The organism is Rossellomorea sp. LjRoot5, assembly GCF_964253455.1.
Classification (GTDB): Bacteria; Bacillota; Bacilli; order Bacillales; family Bacillaceae_B; genus Rossellomorea.
Genome location: NZ_CAXUQN020000001.1, coordinates 4,052,570 through 4,070,885 on the forward strand (window position 1 = coordinate 4,052,570; position 18,316 = coordinate 4,070,885).

Consider the following 18,316-nt stretch of genomic DNA (forward strand, 5'->3'; position numbering starts at 1 on the left):
GTTCGCATCGTTAGTCAAACGTTTGTTTAAAATTTCATCCCCCCAAAAAGATCAATCTCCCTGCTCACTCCTCTAAAGAGGGGTTGATCCTCCCTTTATGCAACGGCGGACGAAAATATGGTTGGTTTTATTTTCCTATTACTATTATCCCTTTTCATTTTGTCCAAAAAATGTTATATTTTCAGAAACTTCTGATTTTTATTCCTGTGTTCAACACTATTTTAGGAGGGATTGCTATGCAAGGTGAAATGAGGTTAATTCCATATTTCATGGACGAAATGATTGTTGATGCAAATGAAATTCCTAAAGGCGTTGATTTAATCCAAGCCCCCAGCATGTGGAAAAATGGGTATAAAGGGAAAGGTATCACCATCGCCATCCTTGATACGGGATGTGATATGAATCACCCTGACCTTACGGGAAAGGTGAAGGGATTCCGAAATTTCACCGATGATGATGAAGGTGCAGAAGATAATGTGACGGATTACAGCGGACACGGTACCCATGTCTCTGGAACAATTGCCGCAAACGAAAATGGTGATGGGGTCATCGGAGTGGCTCCAATGGCTGACTTACTGGTGATTAAAGTTCTCGCCGGCAGCCGTGGAAGTGGTCAGTATGATTGGATCGTGAATGGTATTCTCTATGCCATCGAGCAAAAGGTCGATATCATTTCCATGTCTTTGGGGGGACCTACAGACTATGACCCACTTCACGAAGCCATCCAAAAAGCGGTGGATGCCAATATTCTGGTGGTATGCGCTGCCGGGAACGAGGGGGACTCCAATAGCGGCACTGATGAATTTTCCTACCCCGCCTGCTACAATGAAGTCATTTCGGTCGGCGCCATCGATCTTCAAAGAAAGTCTTCCTACTTTACCAATTCCAACAATGAAGTTGACTTAGTGGCCCCCGGCGAACAAATCCTATCGACCATTCCGGGAGAAAAATATGCCAAGCTCAGCGGAACCTCCATGTCAGCTCCCCACATCTCTGGAGCATTAGCCCTGATCAAAGAATTTGAACAGGCATCCTTCGACCGGAAACTTTCTGAATGTGAAGTATATGCGCAGCTCATTAAGCGGACAGTACCACTCGGCTTCCCGAAAACACTGGAAGGTAACGGACTGGTCTTTTTAACCGCTCCTGATCTCCTGCGCGAGCACTTGAGAAACCAACCTCTTGCCCAGATTGGGTGATGGATGTGGATCTAAAAATCGTGCATCACGCTTTTTAATATACCAACACAAAAAAGAACAGCCATCAATGGCTGTTCTTTTTTGTGTTGGAGTTATTGCAGTCTGCTTTCGACTTCCTGGCAGATTTGATCTGCACTCAGTCCGCTTGCTTCGATGACAGGACCTTGAGTCGCTACATTTTGAATACCCATTACATCTGTATCCATTCCTGTCACGACACAACAGTCACATCCGTTTGCATCTGATTCCTGCTTAAGCTCCACTACTTCATGCCCCTGTGCCCGTAAGGCTTCTACAACGTTTGTTAAGGATTGTTCAACACCAATTCTCATGCCTTTACACCTCCTGGTTCTACATATAGGTTTTTCTTTCGATGAAAAAGATATTCGTCCATTATTTTTTATTTACTTGTCTGCCGCTTTTCTTCTGACTTTGTCCTTTTGCATTTCCCGTTTGGGTATCAGATGCAAATTCTACATCGTTTTTGGCCTTTTGTTTCGCCAGCTGTTCAGAAGTTTGATCCATACTCTTCCTGCCCTGTTTAGACATGCTCATCCCTCCTCTGACTTTTATAGAATTAGAATCCCCATTTTCAGGCAAAATATTTGAAGGGCATTCGTTTCCCTCCGGAATGTTTATTTTCACATCAGTCCGGGTAAATAGTCTCTATAACAACAATGAAAAGGGTGGTATTTTACATGGATGAAGCAAAATTACATGAATTGATTGATGGATTAAATGAGGATTTAGCCAATGAATATGCGGCAGTCATTCTTTACACTAACTACGCGGCTGTCGTGAGCGGCTTGTATCGTCAAATATTAAAACCTTTCTTTGAAGAAGAAATTCCTGATGAGCAGGGTCACGCTTTATACCTTGCCGAAAAGATTAAAACGTTGGGTGGACAGCCGACAACGACGCCTGCTGCGGTTAAACAAACGGATGATGTGAAGGAAATGCTTGAAGAAGGCCGTAAAGCCGAAGCAGATACCATTGAGCGCTATAAGAAGCGTAAAGAACAAGCAGAAGAATTGGGTCTTGTTGAGCTCAGCATCAAGCTTGATGATATGATCGCCGATGAAACTCATCACCTTGAAGAATTTGACCGTCTGTTAAAGGATCCTTCTTTTAACTAATGATAAAAGACCGCTGAAAACAGCGGTCTTTTTTACGTTATAATGCGATACTCTTTCCATTCATCCAGCAATAAATCCCGGTATTTAGGGGTCAAATACCGATCATCAATCAGCTTCAGGACTCCCCTGTCTTCTTCTGAACGGATAAGTCTTCCTCCTGATTGAAATACTTTATTCAGCCCTGGATACACATAAGCATAATCATACCCGTCCATTCCCCTGCCATTAAAATAATCCTTGATGATTTCCTGTTCCACAGAAGGCTGGGGCAGCCCCACTCCTACCACAATCACACCCTTTAACCGATCTCCTTTCAAATCGATCCCTTCTGAGAAGATTCCTCCCAGGACCGCAAGACCGATAACAGGATGTTCTCTATCACTCCGGAACTCCTGAAGGAATTCTTCTCTTTCTCTCTCGCTCATATTCGGCTCCTGAATAAGGACACTAGCGTCCAATGATTCCTTATTCATCCTGTCATACGCTTCCTGCATATAAGAGTATGAAGAAAAGAAGACGAGATAATTCCCTTTGTACCCATTGAAGGTTTCCTCTATGGAACGAGTAATGATGGGAAGGGTCCGATCCCTGTCCCTTAATCGGGTGGAAATCGGGTGGATCCCTACTTGCCACTGGTCGTGCTCAAATGGGGAAGGAATCAGGAATCGATAATCTTCTTCACTCCCGCCCAGCTGCTGAAAATAGTACGAAAACGGGTGCAGTGTAGCAGAGAAAAATACCGATGATTGATACGGACGTGTAACCTGTTTAATAAGCTTCGATGGATCGATGCAATAAAGTTTCACTTCTAATTCATGGGAGCTTCTATCAATTACAAAGCGATGTTCCTCAGAGTAGAGATTTGAAATTCGCACAAAACTGATGCTGTCGAAATACAATTGCATAAATCCCTCCGACCACTCCCTGCCCGTTTCCCCCAGGCACTTTTCAGCAATTTCAATGAAGCTTACAACCGACTCAACGAGTTGACCGTCCAATTCAACCCTGTTGTCAGCACCGTCTTCTTTTTTCAATCGCAGAAATTGCTTATTAACTGCAGTAATTCCCTGCCTCAATCCGTCATGTTCAGGGTATAGCTTTTTGATTTGTAAGAAAGCAGACTTTTTCAGGGAGGCAGAATACATTTCTCTTCCCCTGCCTACAAGATTATGGGCCTCGTCTATGAGCAGATTCGTCTTTTTCTTACTTTCTTCGTTCATTCTTTTCAAGGAAACCCTCGGGTCGAAGATGTAGTTATAATCGCAGATGACTCCGTCCACCAGGTAGGCAAGGTCGATGGAATATTCAAAAGGACACACCTTGTGTTTTCTTGCGTATGATTCGAGGATCGGGCGCGTGATGATGCTTTCCTGGGTCAAAATATCAATCAGCGCTCCGTTAATGCGATCATAATAACCGTTTGCAAATTCGCAATACTCCTTCTGACAAATCGTTTCTTCTTTGAAGCAGATCTTGTCTTTCGCCGTGATCGTAACCGTCCTGTGTGCCAAACCCTCTTTTTCCAGAAGAAGAAGCGCTTCTTCTGCCACTGTACGGGTGATCGTTTTTGCCGTCACATAAAACCACTTGCTATTCCCTTCTGCTATTGCTTTTATGGTAGGAAACAGGGTTGAAATTGTTTTCCCCGTTCCTGTGGGTGCATTGGCATAAAGGGATTTCGATTCGGTTACTGTTTTATATACCGCACCCGCGAGTTTTTTCTGTCCTTTCCGGTAAGAAGGATACGGAAATATCAGATCCGTGGCACTTTTCATTTTGTTTTCTTCATTTGTCAGAATCACGGTAGCAAACGGTGTGTAAGCAACCAGGGTTTCATTCACGATGCGTTCAAGCTCTTCAATGGAGTAGATTTGCTTGAATGACTTCGTTCTTTCTGATTCAACCTCGATATAGGTTAATTGGACAGCCACATGGGGGAGCAGCTTTTCTTTTGCCAACAAGAATGCATAGCATTCACCCTGAGCCCAGTGAACCCGGCTTCCTTCTTCAATCAAGTCCAGATTTTTTGCCGTCGATTTGATCTCCTCCACGGTCACTTCTCCGTCATCATAGTGAATGCCATCACAACGACCCTCGAGTTGATATACGAGACCACCGGCTGCTTGCTCCCCTTTCAGGAAGACTTCCTTCTCATCGCCTTCTTTATATTGCTTCTGCAGTTTCTGATGGAGTCTTGTGCCGGTGACCATAGAGGAGCGGGCCTGAAATCTCAGGTCAATGCTTCCTTCCTTATACACAAACTCCACTAACTCCCTGATCGATATCTTCATGGTTTTCTTCACGGACGTTTCACCTCCAGTTATCAAAGGAAAATGATGATTCTATCTTTTTTCAGATGTACATATATATTAGACAAGCTGTTTGGAACGGAGGATTCGGGAGAATGAAGGCAAGATTCATCTTTTATTGCATTGGATTACTGTCTCTATCATTAGGGGTGTCACTTATTATCAAAGGGGATTTGGGAGCGGCTCCCTGGGATGCACTCGCCGTCGGGGAATCGACCCTGCTTCACCTTTCTATCGGCACATGCATATTCATGAATGGATGCATTCTCATCCTCATAAACGCATTTTTATTAAAAGAAGGTGTCCAATGGTTAGCCGCCCTCTCCATCTTTGTGATCGGGATGATGGTTGATTACTGGATCACGTCGGGCCTTAATACAGTTGAACCTGTGGGATTTGGTCAGCAATTAACTTTTGTCTTGATCGGTATCCTGCTCCTCGGGATTGGAATCTCCATCTATCTTCAAGCCAAGCTCCCTTCAAGCCCCATGGATACGTTCATGGTGGCGATCCATCAACGTTTTGGGTTGAATTTGCGCAATTCCCGCTTGTTAAATGAAGCGATTGCCATCACCCTCGCCATGGTCTTCCACGGGGCAGTCGGCATCGGAACGGTCATTGTCGCCTGCACGTTAGGATTTATCATTCATATCTTCTATCCTATCATGGAACGTATGTACGGGAAATGGAGTTAAGGGATTTTTTAAGTTCAACAAAAAAACACTTAGACCTTCCCCTAAGCGTTTTGATTATTCATATAGGCATTTGCAGGATTCGAATAAATCCTTTCTCAATAAATATTAAATAACGAAAAAATCAGAGGGACGGACCCCGGCATTCCTGCCCGGGGTCCGTCCCTCTACTGTTGGTTAATTCAATCGTCCTTTATAGGTGAGGTGTTTGGGTTCGAGGTGGTTGTAGTGCCCTTGGAGTATCTTCTGTATGTCCCCGATCGTTTGTTGGACCGGTACGCTTTGGCCTTTGACGTTAGTGAATTCCTCTGCTACATAGAAAGGCTGGCTCAAGTATGCTTCGAGTCTCTCCCCAATTTGGAATAGTTCAAGGTCTGCATCGGGAATTTTATCTTTACCGATCGTATTCATCAGGACGCGAATTTCTTTATATCGCCTTAATACTTTCTTTGCCTTCTTGTGGGTCGTGGCATGACTTGCATCCAACGCTTCATCTTCCAACAGGACGGACGTCGACTGAACGGGATGAATGGCCGGGTACATACCACGGGTAGCCAGATCAATGTCGAAATAACACAAGGTATCAAGTGGACCAAACGGGTCGTCTTCATCGACTGCTTCTCCACTTGGATCAAATAAAATGGTCGTGATGTCAGGATAGCCCTCTGCTTCGAACCTCTCTCTTAATTCATACAGCTTCCCTGAGACGATAAACGAACGATCAACATACAGGAGAATGCTTTCCTTATCATCCACCAATGAAACCTCCGCAAAGGCATCTTCGAGCGTGTGGCATTTCGCATCCACGAATCCTTCAAGATCACTTAAACCGGGGTAGGTCTGATCCGGTGTTAATAATATGGCATGGTAACCTTTCTCTTTCAATACTTGTGTCATTTCAGCCAAAACGACAAATTGGCCGATCTGAGATCTCGCAACGAATCCGTTAGTCCCCCCCTGAACAATGGGTGCAAATAAATCAAGTGGTTTAATTCCAGTTTCAATCATACTTAATTTCCCTCCTTGAATAATCAATTCATCCAGCGTACAATTCGCCAGGTTTGCAAGGGTCACGATCGTTTTCACCTCGGCACGGGCCACCGATATTTTACCTGTACATAAATTTGACACAGTGGCCGGCCTTAAGCCCACCGTTTTGGCCGCTGTTGTGAGATTCGGCACACGCTTACGCAGCAATGAAACATTCAGCCTTAAATGATCTTCCATGGTAAATATCCCCTCCTTACTTTATAAGGTAATCTAATTTACTTTCAAAAGCAATACTTTTTTATTTTTAAACGTAATTTTTTTACTTCAAAAAGTAAAAATCAATCATACCTTCTTATTCCTCTTTTATATTAATCTGAATTTCTCTTATATTATTGTCCTAAATAAACAAGGTCGTACTTATAATGAAAAATAAGATCTTTTATTTAAAAGGATGAACGCAGATGAAAAATACGAAGCTACCCGAAACGTCCAAAAAACAGCGCTTCATTGTCATCGAGATGATGATCGCTTTCTTTGTCCTGTTTACAATCATCGTGTACTGGCTGCCTGTTGAAAAGGCCACACCACCCCCTTTCTTCCAAAAGGAAAATGAGCGTCTCCTTGTCATCGCACATCAGGGGGGAAAACATCTTGCACCAGGGAATACCATTGAAGCGTTCCAAAATGCCGTGGATCTTGGATCCGATGTCATCGAAACGGATATACATATTACCAAAGACGGGCACTTGGTAACGATTCATGATCCCACAGTCGATGCGACAACGGACGGACGTGGATATGTAAAAGATTACACATTGAAAGAACTCCAACGGCTTGACGCGGCGTACTATTTTCAAGACCTGAAGGGACAGTACTCCTTCAGGGGAAAACATATATATGTCCCGACCCTAGAGGAAGTATTTCAGCGGTTTCCCGATATGAGGATCAATATTGAAGTAAAAGACGACAACCCTGAAGAGCGTATAGAGGAAATTGTACAAAAGTTATTGAAGCTGATTGAAGAATACGATATGGAGGATAAAGTCCTCATCGCCTCATTCGATCAAAACATCATTAATTTAGTTGAATCATCTTCCAAAGGAAGGGTTGCCACACAAGGAGGGAAACAAGAAGCAAAAAAATTCGTCATCCTCCACAAACTGTTCATGCGAAATCTTTATCAATCGGAGGTCGATGCCTTTCAACTTCCCCTTCAAGAAGGAAACCTGGACCTGACACAACCGATTCTGATCTCAGGTGCACACCGCATCGGCCTCCAGGTACATTACTGGACCGTCAACGACCGGGAAACCATGGAAAGACTCATCAAACTCGGTGCAGACGGCATCATTACAGATCGACCCGATTTATTATTGAACATACTGGGGAGGAAATAATACTTTCTTCTCTACGAAAAGTGTATGACATAAAGATTCCTCACAAAAAATTACAAATATAATGGTAATATTCATACTATTGAACTATATAAGTATTTGTCAATCTCTGTTAGGCTTAAATTAAGTCAAATGACGAAAGAAGAATAAATATGACAGTAAATGTGTTTTTAGACGATTATCGACACTGTCCCCAAGGGTACATTCTCGCGAAAGACATCGATGAATGTATTGACCTGCTTCTTAATTATTCTATCGCTCATCTTTCACTGGATCACGACTTAGAGAGTAAGACACGTAATGGTTTAATGCTCGTCCACTATATGGTGGAAAAACAGTTATTTGCAGAAAGAATCACGATTCATTCCGCAAACTCTGGTGCGGGCAAAAGAATGTTCAAGTATTTAAAAGAGGCACAGAACGACCGGAAGATGCCTCAGTCCATCCAAATCCTATTACGGCCATTGCCTCTAAGATGAGTTATCATATATAAAAGAACTGTTCCCTGAACAGTTCTTTTTTTGTCAATTTATTTAATTTGGTTTTTTCTTACTTTATAATAGGGCATAGTGATTTTATTAAAGAGGGGCATATTATGGGTTTTCTGAAAAAATTTCAATTTGTCGGGGGAAGGATTGCTAAAACGGGACTTGCCGTTTTCCTTACTGCTCTCGTATGTGAACTGTTAAACTGGCCGGCGACCTTTGCCGTCATAACCGCCATCGTCACCATTGAACCGACGGCTGCCAATTCAATCAAAAAAGCGTACGTCCGCTTTCCCGCATCGGCTATCGGTGCATTATTTGCCGTGATCATCACTCATACATTAGGGGACCATGCCATTACCTATGCCCTGGTCGCACTCCTGACGATCATCACCTGCCATAAGCTCAATCTGGGTGCTGGTATCCTGGTCGCTACATTAACTGGAATCGCCATGATCCCCACAATCCATGATCACTACGTTGCGACGTTTTTCATCCGTCTCGGTACGACTACAATCGGATTGATTGTATCGACTTTAGTCAATCTGTGGATCCTTCCACCTAAGTATAGCAACACGATTTCCACAAACATTCATAATCTCTATTTCAAAACAGGGAATCTGTTGGAAAGAAGAGGCTCTGAAGTCCTTCAGAATCATTCTCTGCACAGAGAGACGAAAATGATATTCAATGATATTTTAAGAGAAATTGAATCAACGGATACTCTATGCGAATACCAAAAAGAAGAATGGAAGCTCCACCGCTCCAACCGTCAGGAAATGCGCTGTTTCAATTATGAGTATAAGAAGCTGAACATCCTGAGACAGATCCTTTTTCATATCGGTAACATCATCTATCTACCCGTTCACTATTCTTTCAGTGACGAAGAAAAAGAGCGGATCATGGATGCCACATTAAGTTTAAAAGACATCATGCACCACCCTTCATTTGGTATTCCCGATCAGCATTTCACCCTTATGAAGAATTTATTGGAGGAATTCTGGGAGGATCAGGAGGGGCTTCATATGAAGCCGTTCCAATCCATGAAGCATCACTTTTCCTGCGAAACCATCATGCTTTATGAACTGTTATCCATTCATGATCTTGTTGAGGAGCTGAGTGAAATTCACATCCTGGAAACACAACATCGCAACGTATTGAAAAAAGCACTGTACCCGGAATGATGGATGCACCAGGAGCAGAAAGAGGCTGGGTCATAACTAAATCCGTTTTCTCTAAAGACGAACAATCAAAAAATAGTTAGGATCACTTGTTACACCGCTTTTGATTTCCGTGCAAGACTCGCTTTCCTCGGGCGGAAAGCGAGCACCTGGAGCGGAAATCAACCACTACTTACTACATCCAAAAGTAACAATATGTACGTAAACATCCAAATGGAAAATCCGAACGACTTCGATTTTCAATTAAGAATTTCGAATGATCGTTCGGATTTTCTTTTGGCTGAATACTTTTGTCTCAGACTCTTGTCTTTCACGCTTATTTCAGGGCATTATTCGCTAGCATTGCAATGACCATATCGTCCATTGGAGGGTTATGAAGCCCTGCTCTCACATCACGATAAAAACGCTGCATGGGATTGGTCCGAAATAGGCTTCTTGCCCCCACGATCCTCATGGCAGTGTCCACGATATGAAAGGCGCTGTTTGTCACAATATGCTTGACAGAAGAAAGTTCTGCAGTCATCCCGGACCGTTTGGAAGGCTCCCTTACCCACTTATCTGCCACGGAATATAGAATTTGCCTGGCTTTAAACAACTCTAATTCAATTTCACCTATTTTCCGTTGGACTTCCGGAACATCCTTGATCGGTCCGGGCAGACTGTTCGGGGAGTAGTCTTTGGCAAACTGGATGGCATAATTACGCGCTGCCACCGCTACCCCTATATAACAGGCAGGGATATGAAGAAGCCATGCTTTAGGAAGATCACTCTTCCCTTGGTCGCTGTCCCGCTCCACGAGGGAAGAAGACGGTAACTGGACGTCATTCAGAACAAGGTCATCACTCCCCGTTCCCTTCATGGAAATTGTATCCCACGTCTCTTCAATGCCCACGCCTTCCAATTCATGATCCACAAGGAAGAAGCCTTTCTCTTCGGTATCACCGATCACAGCCGATACTAAGGAATAGTCCAATACTCTCGCCATTGATGTAAAGGATTTTCTGCCTGTTACTCTCCAGCCCTTCCCGTTTTTAATCGCCTTGGTCTGAGGCAGTCCCCCACGCGTCGGGCTGCCCGTTGCCGGTTCTGTGGCCGCACGGTTCACGAGAGCTTTATTTGACACAATCTCCTCACACAGATCTTTGAAAATCTCTTCCTCCCAGGCACGGGTTTCTGTAAGCTCCATCAATCCACCCAAATGCCAGCCAATGGATAATGCCGTGGCGGCATCCCCTGTAGCCAGTCTCTCCTGGATCAAAACAAGCTCATACAAATTGATTTCTTCTCCCCCATATTCTTTCGGCAGGGATAGTGTCCCATATCCACTTTTTTTGAGGTCGTTGAAATTTTCATAAGGGAACACATCCTCCCGGTCGTACGTCTCCCCTCTTTCAGAAAAAGCATCAGCAAGCTCCCCGGCTAAATCAACCAATTTCCTTTGGCGTTCATTCTGAATAAACGATTGATATAAATCCAATGAAACAGCACCTCCAAATGATAAAATGACGTTTCTCTTCTCCGTTTATCATAATCAATTTCGCTGCCCGACTCAAAGATAAAGCTTACTAATCTGATCGGGTTACATCTTCCCAAAAATATATCGGGGAAAGGCTTTATTCTAAAATCAGAGCCCCGCTTCAGTAAAAAAACCTGCTGCCACTTAGGCAACAGGTTTCTTATTGTTTATAGGTTAAGAAGCATTTTCTTTATCTTCGACTTTATATTCCTGCTCCCAGAACTCTGCATTTTTGATACCGAGTTTTTTCGAGTTGAAGACCGGATCAAGCCCCTGCTTCTTCTGTTCCTCGTAATCCTTCAACGCTTTAAGTGCCGGTTTGGCAAGGATGAGAATCGCGATCAGGTTCAGCCATACCATAAGTCCAAGTCCGATATCACCCAACGCCCACGCAAGAGCCGCTTCTCTTACCGCTCCATAGAAAGTGGCTCCAAGAAGGACTACCTTCAGGATCACCATGGCCGCCTTTGTATTCTTTCCTCTCAATAAGTAAGCCACATTTGTCTCAGCCATGTAATAGTATGCCATGATCGTCGTAAAGGCAAAGAAGAATAAAGCGATCGCGACGAATGATGCCCCGAATCCCGGAAGCACTGATTCAATGGCAGCCTGTGTATAACCAGGTCCTGCTTCAATACCATCCAGATTGTTCGCAAGCATCGTCCCGTCCGGACCTTCCGTATTGAAGGAACCTGTAAACAGGATCATGAATGCCGTTGCCGTACAAACAAGAAGGGTATCGATATACACCGAGAACGCTTGAACCAATCCTTGTTTGGCCGGGTGTGAAACCTCTGCCGCCGCAGCAGCATGAGGTCCTGTTCCTTGGCCTGCTTCGTTGGAATAGATTCCACGTTTGACTCCCCACGATACAGCCATACCGATGATTCCACCGAATACTGAGTCTGCACCGAATGCACTTTTGAAAATAAGGGCAAAAACAGCCGGTATCTCAGCAATATTCATTCCGACGATGATAAGGGAAAGAAGAATATACGCAATGGCCATGAACGGTACTACATAAGAAGCCACACCCGCAATCCGTTTGACTCCGCCAAAAATGATGACCCCGATTAACACGACAAGACCGATACCTGTGACCATCGTGTTAAGACCAAATGCATTTTCCATTCCTAATGCGATGGAGTTTGACTGGATCCCCGGCATTAGGATACTCATAGCAAGTAATGTCGCAAAAGAGAATAGTACGGCATACCACTTCCAGCCAATACCCTTTTCAATATAATAGGCCGGGCCCCCGCGGTATTCCCCGTCCTGCTTCACTTTATAAATTTGAGCTAATGTCGACTCAATAAAGGCACTGCTTGCACCGATGAATGCAATCGCCCACATCCAAAAGACAGCTCCCGGACCACCGAAGGCGATGGCAGTAGCCGTACCGGCGATGTTCCCCGTTCCTACACGTCCGGATAATGAAAGAGCCAAAGCCTGGAATGAAGACACCCCTGCACTTGAGCTTCCACCCTTAAATATTTGAACCATCATATCTTTAATCAACCGGACCTGCAAAAACTTCGTTAAAATAGAAAATAGTAAGCCTACACCCAAACAAAAATAAATCATGACCGGGGACCAAAGGATCCCTACGAGCTTGCCAACGAATTCTTCCACGGCATTTCCCCCTTTTATTTTTATAAAAATTTTCTAACTATTAAGAATTATATTTTATTTGACACAATATAGACAATCTTTTTTTATGACGAAAATTTTCCAAACGTAGAAAAACCCTTATATGCCAAGACTTCATACTCGCAAAAAAAATTTGGGGCATTCTATAAAAGAGGTGATAAAATGTCGAAAAGAAAACTTCTCGTTCCTGAATCGCGAGCCGCAATGGACCAGCTGAAAGCGAGGGTGGCGGGTACCCGGGATCCAAAAGAAGCCAAATATGAAATCGCAAAGGAACAGGGAATCCCTCTACAAAGGGGATATAATGGTAAATTAACGTCAGAACAAGCGGGGAAGGTCGGAGGATCGATCGGTGGTAATATGGTGAAGGAGCTTGTCAGAATGGCTCAGGAGAATATGTCGAAAAAATAATCATTTAAAAAGCTGACACGCCAAATGTCAGCTTTTCTTCTTATAGAGTATTTCTTTCAAATGATCAAGATCCTTATAGATGTCTTTTTCCAACGAACGATTATAGAAAATCGAAGCTGGATGAAAGGTCGGAAAGATGGAGTACGTTTCATCGCTCCAGGTCCATTCGTTTGAATCAAGATCTTTCAACCGCCTTACCTTCGACTGGATCAGCTGGCCGTGTACGTCCGAAATCGTATACTTTTTACCCAGCAATCTTTGCAAGCCTATATTACCCAATGTGACAAGCTGCTTCGGCTTCACATGTTCAAGCTCATAATCCAAAATCGGTGCATGGGCCAGCTGTTCCTTAAGAATCGGCGCCCTGTTGTATTTCTTTTCAATTATTTCATTGTCCAAGGTTTTCTTTTGTACGATTTTGTAAGGCCTGCTTCTGACAGTAGAGGTAAAGTAAATATCTTCTCTTCCTAAACCGAGGTAATGAAAGAACTGATCCAGCACCTTACCCGCTCTCCCGCTGAAAGGCATCCCATTATGAATTTCGGTTTCCCCGGGTGCCTCCCCTACAATCATGATGGTAGGGTTCATCGGTCCCCTTCCATAGACAAAGCCTTCACAGTTATAAGGCTCCATCCGCTCTTTACACAGATTCACCAGTGTTTCCGGTATCACGCGCATCATCCTTCACTTCTTATTATTTTCGTTATTCCCGATGTGGATGGAGTCTACACATCCACATGTTTATTTCCCTCTCAGAAAAGGAATAGTATGGGTATACGAAAGATTAAAGGAGATGGATTGATTGTCACAAACTGAACTGAAACAACAAATCTTAAAGGTTCTTGATGAAAGTAAAGTGGGGACGCTTGCGACTGTGAAGAAAAACAAGCCTCATTCCCGCTATATGACGTTCTCACATGACGAACTGACTTTATATACGCCAACGAACAGTGACACGCATAAAACCGATGAAATCGAAGAAAATCCCAATGTCCACATCCTCCTTGGCTATGAAGGGGAAGGATACGGTGACACCTTCGTTGAAATCGAAGGACGTGCTTCCGTTGAAGATTCCGCCCACTACAAAGAAAAACTATGGAATGACCATATGAAGAGATGGTTTGAAGGCCCGGACGATCCAAATTACATCGTCCTGAAAATCCAGCCGACTGCCATCAGACTAATGAATGACGAAGAGGATTCACCCCAGTCGCTTGAATTATAATTAAAATGATTCCTTGACATGTTACAAGATAGATGATATATTTAGTTATTGTAATCTTGTAGCATACATTGAAACGATAGAGAAGATAATTCGTAATTCTATTCTGTTTTGATTTAACAACTTATTCACACTGGATCGGCTTCGGAGCCGTTAGGATGTAAGAGAGGTAGGGCTTACGTCGTTTAGGTATATCAAACGACTCAAGGAATTGCCCGCGGCTGTTTATTATCTGCAAACAACGTTCAAGATATAAATATATTACTTGTGATGTTGCAAGTTACAGAATTGTCTTTATCCGATTAAAGGCAGTACTAAAGGGATTGCTAACGGGATGATTAGCCCCTTTACTAAGAAAAAAACACCTCAAAAGTGCTGACTTTTGAGGTGTTTTTTATGTTCTCTGTGAATCTTCACTGTCTTCCCCAGCAAATGACGGTTTTATTTTCAAAAACACTGCTTTTATTTTCAAATTCCGGATATTATTTTCAATTCCATTCGTTTTATTTTCAATTCCCAGGATTTATTATCAAAACCGAAAAATCATGTTTTCCCCTTAACCACTTTCCTTCAACTGGCTATGATACAGTCCATGATAAAAGCCTTTCACCTTAAGAAGCTCATCATGAGTGCCCTGTTCAATGATCTTTCCTCCATCAAGGACCAGGATTTGATCAGCCTGACGGATCGTGTTAAGACGGTGAGCGACCACTACGCTCGTCCTGCCCTTCATCAACCGTTTCAGCGCATCCTGGATCTTCAGCTCCGTTATCGTGTCGATACTGCTCGTTGCCTCATCGAGGATCAGGATGGACGGATTGGACAGGATGGCCCTCGCAATGGACAATAGCTGTTTTTGACCCTGACTGATCCCGCTTCCATCCGCCCGCAACATCGTATCGTAGCCCTCGGGCATCTTTTCGATGAAGGTATGGGCATTGGCGAGCTTAGCGGCATCCATTACCTCATTATCGCTTGCACTTAGCCGGCCGTAACGGATATTGTCAGCAATCGTCCCCTGGAACAGGAAGCTATCCTGGAGAACGAAGCCCATCTGCTGACGTAAGCTTTTTCGTTTAATGGTTTGTATATTTTGGCCGTCGATCTCTATCCTTCCTTCATTCAGCTCATAAAACCGGGATAGGAGATTGGTGATCGTTGTCTTACCCGCCCCTGTCGGTCCAACCAGGGCAACGGTTTCACCGGGGTGAACGGAAAAAGATACATCCTTTAATGTCGGTTCTCCTTTTTCATAGGAGAACGAAACATGTTGAAAGTCGACCTTTCCTTCAACGGATTCGATTTCTACGGCATCTCCTTCGTCCTTCGCTTCTTCCTCTTCATCTAAAATTTGAAATACACGCTCAGCACCTGCAATCGCTGAGAGGAGCGTATTATACTGATTCGCAAGCTCATTCAGTGGCCGCGTGAACTGCCTTGCATATTCAGCGAATATGACAATGACACCAATCGTGATCATGCCATTCAGGGCAAAGATCCCTCCTACTCCGGCAATAACGGCAAAACTGAGGTTGTTCAGCACGTTCATAAGTTTCGGAATGAAACCGGAATACGTATCCGCCCAATACGCCGCTGTCTTTAGCCGCTGATTCTTTTCACCGAATTCTTTGATGGCCGTTTCTTCCCTGGAAAACGTTTTGATGATGCTGTGACCAGAAATCGTTTCTTCGATATAGCCGTTCAATTCACCGATATTGTGCTGATATTGTTTAAATAGGCGGCCTGTCCGTTTCGTGATCCACTTCATGCCAAAGACCATGATGGGGACAATAGTCAGTGTGATGAGAGTCAGGAGCGGACTGAGCCAAAGCATGATCGAGACGGTCCCGACTAATGTAAGGACACTGGATATGATTTGAATGAACGAACTATTCAAGGTGGCACTCACATTATCAATATCATTGGTCACCCTGCTCATCAGTTCACCATGCTTCCGTTTATCAAAAAAAGGGATGGAGAGTTGATGCAATTGATGGAAGAGATCCTTCCGCAACCTGTATACCGTATCCTGAGCGACACCGATCATCCAATAATTTTGAAACCATACGGACATAGAATGCAGGATATACACCGCAATCAAGCCTGCGATCAGTCCCACCAGACCCGATGTCTCCTTCGTGACGATAAAGTCATCAATCGCCTTCCCCACAAGAAATGGTCCGAGAAGTGCCGCTGCTGAACTAAGGAACACCATTAATATGACAAGATACAAAATGACCTTCATTTTGGAAAGGTAGTTCCACAGGCGCCCTAGTGTCCCTTTTGCATCTTTCACCTTATCGTTCTCACCCAATTTCTTTCGCATATGCCTAGACATGATGGATTTCCCCCTCTCCGAATTGAGACTGGTAAATTTGTTGATAGAGAACGGACTCTTCTACCAGGGACTGATGGGTCCCTTCTCCGATCAACACCCCATCTTCCAACAGCAGAATACGATCGGATTCCATCGCTGTACTGACCTTTTGAGTGATGATCATGGTTGTACACTCATATTTCTTCAATGCTCGAAGGAGCTTCGACTCCGTTTTTAAATCCAATGCACTCGTACTGTCGTCCAACAGGAGAATCCTCGGTTTTCGAATGAGTGCCCTGGCAATGGAAAGCCTTTGTTTCTGACCTCCTGAAAGATTGATCCCTTTTTGCCCGAGGACCGTATCATATCCATTGGAAAGACTCAGGATGGTTTCATGGATTTGGGCATCTTTTGCCGCTTGAATCATTTCTTCTTTTGTGGCATCTTCCTTTCCCCATAAGAGATTTTCTGAAACCGATCCGGAAAACAGGATGACTTCCTGAGGGACATATCCGATATTTTTTCTTATTTGATCCAGTGGAATGGTCCGGATTTCCCGCCCGTCCAATTGAACGGTCCCCTCTGTTGCATCATACAGACGGGGGATGAGCTGAAACAGGGAGCTTTTACCTGACCCCGTAGCCCCTAATATGGAAACGGTTTGTCCCGCTCCTACCTTAAAGGAAACATCCCGAAGCACCTTTCCCCTGGTGGATGGATATTGAAACGATACATCTTTAAACGATATTTCTCCTCTTACCACTTTGTTGCGAAAGTCTACCTCCGCTCCATCCTTCAAGTCGATCTCGGTTTCAAGTACTTCTTCAACCCTTTCAGCAGAAGCCCTTGCTCTAGAAAAACTGGTGATGATGAAAGAGAATATGGAAAAAACAGATGAGATTCTCGTGACATACGTGACAATCGCTACTACTTCCCCAACCTTGGCACCGCCTGCGGCAACATCTATACTTCCGAACCATAGAACGGAAAGAAGAGCAAGGTTCATGACCAGCATCAAGAGAGGCATAATGATCTCCATGAACCTGAGGGCACGTACCGTTCGATCCTTCAAATCTTCATTCGCTTCATGAAATCGGCTTTCTTCATGCTTACTCCTCGTATACGCTTTGATCAACCTCATTCCGGAAAGGTTTTCCTTCATGACCTCATTTACTTTATCCAGCCTGGATTGAACTCTTTCAAACAGACTCCACCCGCGTTTCAACACCCAAAACAGGAACAGCCATAACACGGGAATCACAACGATTAGAATAACCGCAAGCCGGGCATCGACGATCAGGGCCATGATGGTGGAACCCACTACAAGTAATGGAGCCCTGAGCATGATCCTGAGGCTCATGAAGATCGTGTTCTGGAGCTGCCTGACATCATTCGTCATCCTCGTGATGAGAGAAGATGCCGGAAGCTTATTAAAACTGGCAAACGAAAACGATTGAACTTTCCTATACAGGCTTTCCCGCACATCATACCCAAATCCCTGACTCGTATGTGCAGCAAAAAATGAATTCGTCACGCCTGAAAAGAAGGCAACAAGGGACATCCCAACCATGATGAATCCCCATTTCAATACGATGTCCAAGTCTTTGTTCAGAATACCTTCATCGATGATCCGCGCCATAAACAGCGGATTCAATAGTTCTACAGCAAGCTCTACCAGCATTAAACTCCAGGCAACTGCCATGGCAGCCCGGTAAGGCTTTAAGAAACGTATGACCTTCAAACGAACACCCCTCTAAACAAGTATCTGCCATTATTTATATGTATCATCATATCGTTTTTTTATGCAGGGTGGT

17 protein-coding genes are annotated in these 18,316 nt (G+C 44.0%); 8 read left to right on the plus strand and 9 right to left on the minus strand.

What is annotated here, in order from left to right; translation table 11 throughout:
- Window positions 1–236: 236 nt before the first annotated feature.
- On the plus strand, window positions 237–1,199 hold the full coding sequence (locus ACSQ2E_RS20710) for a S8 family peptidase (protein ID WP_435993759.1): 963 nt from the start codon (window positions 237–239) through the stop codon (window positions 1,197–1,199).
- A gap of 92 nt (window positions 1,200–1,291) precedes the next feature.
- On the opposite strand, the gene ACSQ2E_RS20715 is transcribed toward ACSQ2E_RS20710, so the two are convergent.
- Window positions 1,292–1,531, minus strand: coding sequence for a YkuS family protein (locus ACSQ2E_RS20715; protein ID WP_060671538.1), 240 nt, complete (start codon window positions 1,529–1,531; stop codon window positions 1,292–1,294).
- A gap of 61 nt (window positions 1,532–1,592) precedes the next feature.
- The gene (locus ACSQ2E_RS20720; protein WP_200908417.1) at window positions 1,593–1,748 is read right to left on the minus strand and encodes a hypothetical protein; all 156 of its coding nucleotides are present in this window, start codon (window positions 1,746–1,748) and stop codon (window positions 1,593–1,595) included.
- A gap of 149 nt (window positions 1,749–1,897) precedes the next feature.
- Here ACSQ2E_RS20720 and ACSQ2E_RS20725 point away from each other — a divergent pair, with 149 nt between their 5' ends.
- Window positions 1,898–2,335: a ferritin-like domain-containing protein gene (locus ACSQ2E_RS20725; protein WP_060671539.1), complete on the plus strand. Its 438-nt coding sequence runs from the start codon at window positions 1,898–1,900 to the stop codon at window positions 2,333–2,335.
- Window positions 2,336–2,367: 32 nt separating this feature from the next.
- Here the strand turns inward: ACSQ2E_RS20725 and ACSQ2E_RS20730 are convergent, their stop codons facing one another.
- Complete coding sequence (locus ACSQ2E_RS20730; protein WP_435993762.1) at window positions 2,368–4,638, minus strand: helicase C-terminal domain-containing protein; 2,271 nt, start codon at window positions 4,636–4,638, stop codon at window positions 2,368–2,370.
- A gap of 101 nt (window positions 4,639–4,739) precedes the next feature.
- Here ACSQ2E_RS20730 and ACSQ2E_RS20735 point away from each other — a divergent pair, with 101 nt between their 5' ends.
- Window positions 4,740–5,339 (plus strand): YczE/YyaS/YitT family protein, encoded by a 600-nt coding sequence (locus tag ACSQ2E_RS20735; RefSeq protein WP_435993764.1) that lies wholly within the window; start codon window positions 4,740–4,742, stop codon window positions 5,337–5,339.
- Window positions 5,340–5,513: 174 nt separating this feature from the next.
- Here the strand turns inward: ACSQ2E_RS20735 and ACSQ2E_RS20740 are convergent, their stop codons facing one another.
- On the minus strand, window positions 5,514–6,563 hold the full coding sequence (locus ACSQ2E_RS20740; protein WP_435993766.1) for an ATP synthase beta subunit C-terminal domain-containing protein: 1,050 nt from the start codon (window positions 6,561–6,563) through the stop codon (window positions 5,514–5,516).
- A gap of 224 nt (window positions 6,564–6,787) precedes the next feature.
- Between ACSQ2E_RS20740 and ACSQ2E_RS20745 the strand changes: the two genes are divergently transcribed.
- The 3 genes from ACSQ2E_RS20745 to ACSQ2E_RS20755 all read left to right on the plus strand — a co-directional run bounded on the left by ACSQ2E_RS20745 (window position 6,788) and on the right by ACSQ2E_RS20755 (window position 9,389).
- The gene (locus tag ACSQ2E_RS20745; RefSeq protein WP_435993768.1) at window positions 6,788–7,723 is read left to right on the plus strand and encodes a glycerophosphodiester phosphodiesterase; all 936 of its coding nucleotides are present in this window, start codon (window positions 6,788–6,790) and stop codon (window positions 7,721–7,723) included.
- A gap of 149 nt (window positions 7,724–7,872) precedes the next feature.
- Window positions 7,873–8,199 (plus strand): cyclic-phosphate processing receiver domain-containing protein, encoded by a 327-nt coding sequence (locus tag ACSQ2E_RS20750; RefSeq protein ID WP_224521535.1) that lies wholly within the window; start codon window positions 7,873–7,875, stop codon window positions 8,197–8,199.
- 116 nt (window positions 8,200–8,315) lie between these two features.
- Window positions 8,316–9,389, plus strand: coding sequence for an aromatic acid exporter family protein (locus tag ACSQ2E_RS20755; RefSeq protein WP_435993770.1), 1,074 nt, complete (start codon window positions 8,316–8,318; stop codon window positions 9,387–9,389).
- 313 nt (window positions 9,390–9,702) lie between these two features.
- Here the strand turns inward: ACSQ2E_RS20755 and ACSQ2E_RS20760 are convergent, their stop codons facing one another.
- Window positions 9,703–10,863: an acyl-CoA dehydrogenase family protein gene (locus tag ACSQ2E_RS20760; protein WP_435993772.1), complete on the minus strand. Its 1,161-nt coding sequence runs from the start codon at window positions 10,861–10,863 to the stop codon at window positions 9,703–9,705.
- Between the two features lie 213 nt (window positions 10,864–11,076).
- Window positions 11,077–12,534: an alanine/glycine:cation symporter family protein gene (locus tag ACSQ2E_RS20765; protein ID WP_435993774.1), complete on the minus strand. Its 1,458-nt coding sequence runs from the start codon at window positions 12,532–12,534 to the stop codon at window positions 11,077–11,079.
- Between the two features lie 180 nt (window positions 12,535–12,714).
- Here ACSQ2E_RS20765 and ACSQ2E_RS20770 point away from each other — a divergent pair, with 180 nt between their 5' ends.
- Entirely contained in the window at window positions 12,715–12,963 is a 249-nt protein-coding gene (locus ACSQ2E_RS20770) for a small, acid-soluble spore protein, alpha/beta type (protein WP_435993776.1), read from the plus strand.
- Between the two features lie 27 nt (window positions 12,964–12,990).
- Here the strand turns inward: ACSQ2E_RS20770 and ACSQ2E_RS20775 are convergent, their stop codons facing one another.
- A complete protein-coding gene (locus ACSQ2E_RS20775) occupies window positions 12,991–13,644 on the minus strand; it encodes a uracil-DNA glycosylase (RefSeq protein ID WP_435993778.1) in 654 nt (217 codons plus the stop codon).
- A 121-nt stretch (window positions 13,645–13,765) separates the two neighbouring features.
- On the opposite strand from ACSQ2E_RS20775, the gene ACSQ2E_RS20780 reads away from it, so the two are divergent.
- The gene (locus tag ACSQ2E_RS20780; protein ID WP_435993780.1) at window positions 13,766–14,188 is read left to right on the plus strand and encodes a pyridoxamine 5'-phosphate oxidase family protein; all 423 of its coding nucleotides are present in this window, start codon (window positions 13,766–13,768) and stop codon (window positions 14,186–14,188) included.
- 553 nt (window positions 14,189–14,741) lie between these two features.
- Here the strand turns inward: ACSQ2E_RS20780 and ACSQ2E_RS20785 are convergent.
- Window positions 14,742–16,523 (minus strand): ABC transporter ATP-binding protein, encoded by a 1,782-nt coding sequence (locus ACSQ2E_RS20785; protein WP_435993782.1) that lies wholly within the window; start codon window positions 16,521–16,523, stop codon window positions 14,742–14,744.
- Complete coding sequence (locus ACSQ2E_RS20790) at window positions 16,516–18,204, minus strand: ABC transporter ATP-binding protein (protein WP_435994673.1); 1,689 nt, start codon at window positions 18,202–18,204, stop codon at window positions 16,516–16,518. Before ACSQ2E_RS20790 ends, ACSQ2E_RS20785 begins: the two co-directional genes overlap by 8 nt.
- Window positions 18,205–18,316: the final 112 nt, after the last annotated feature.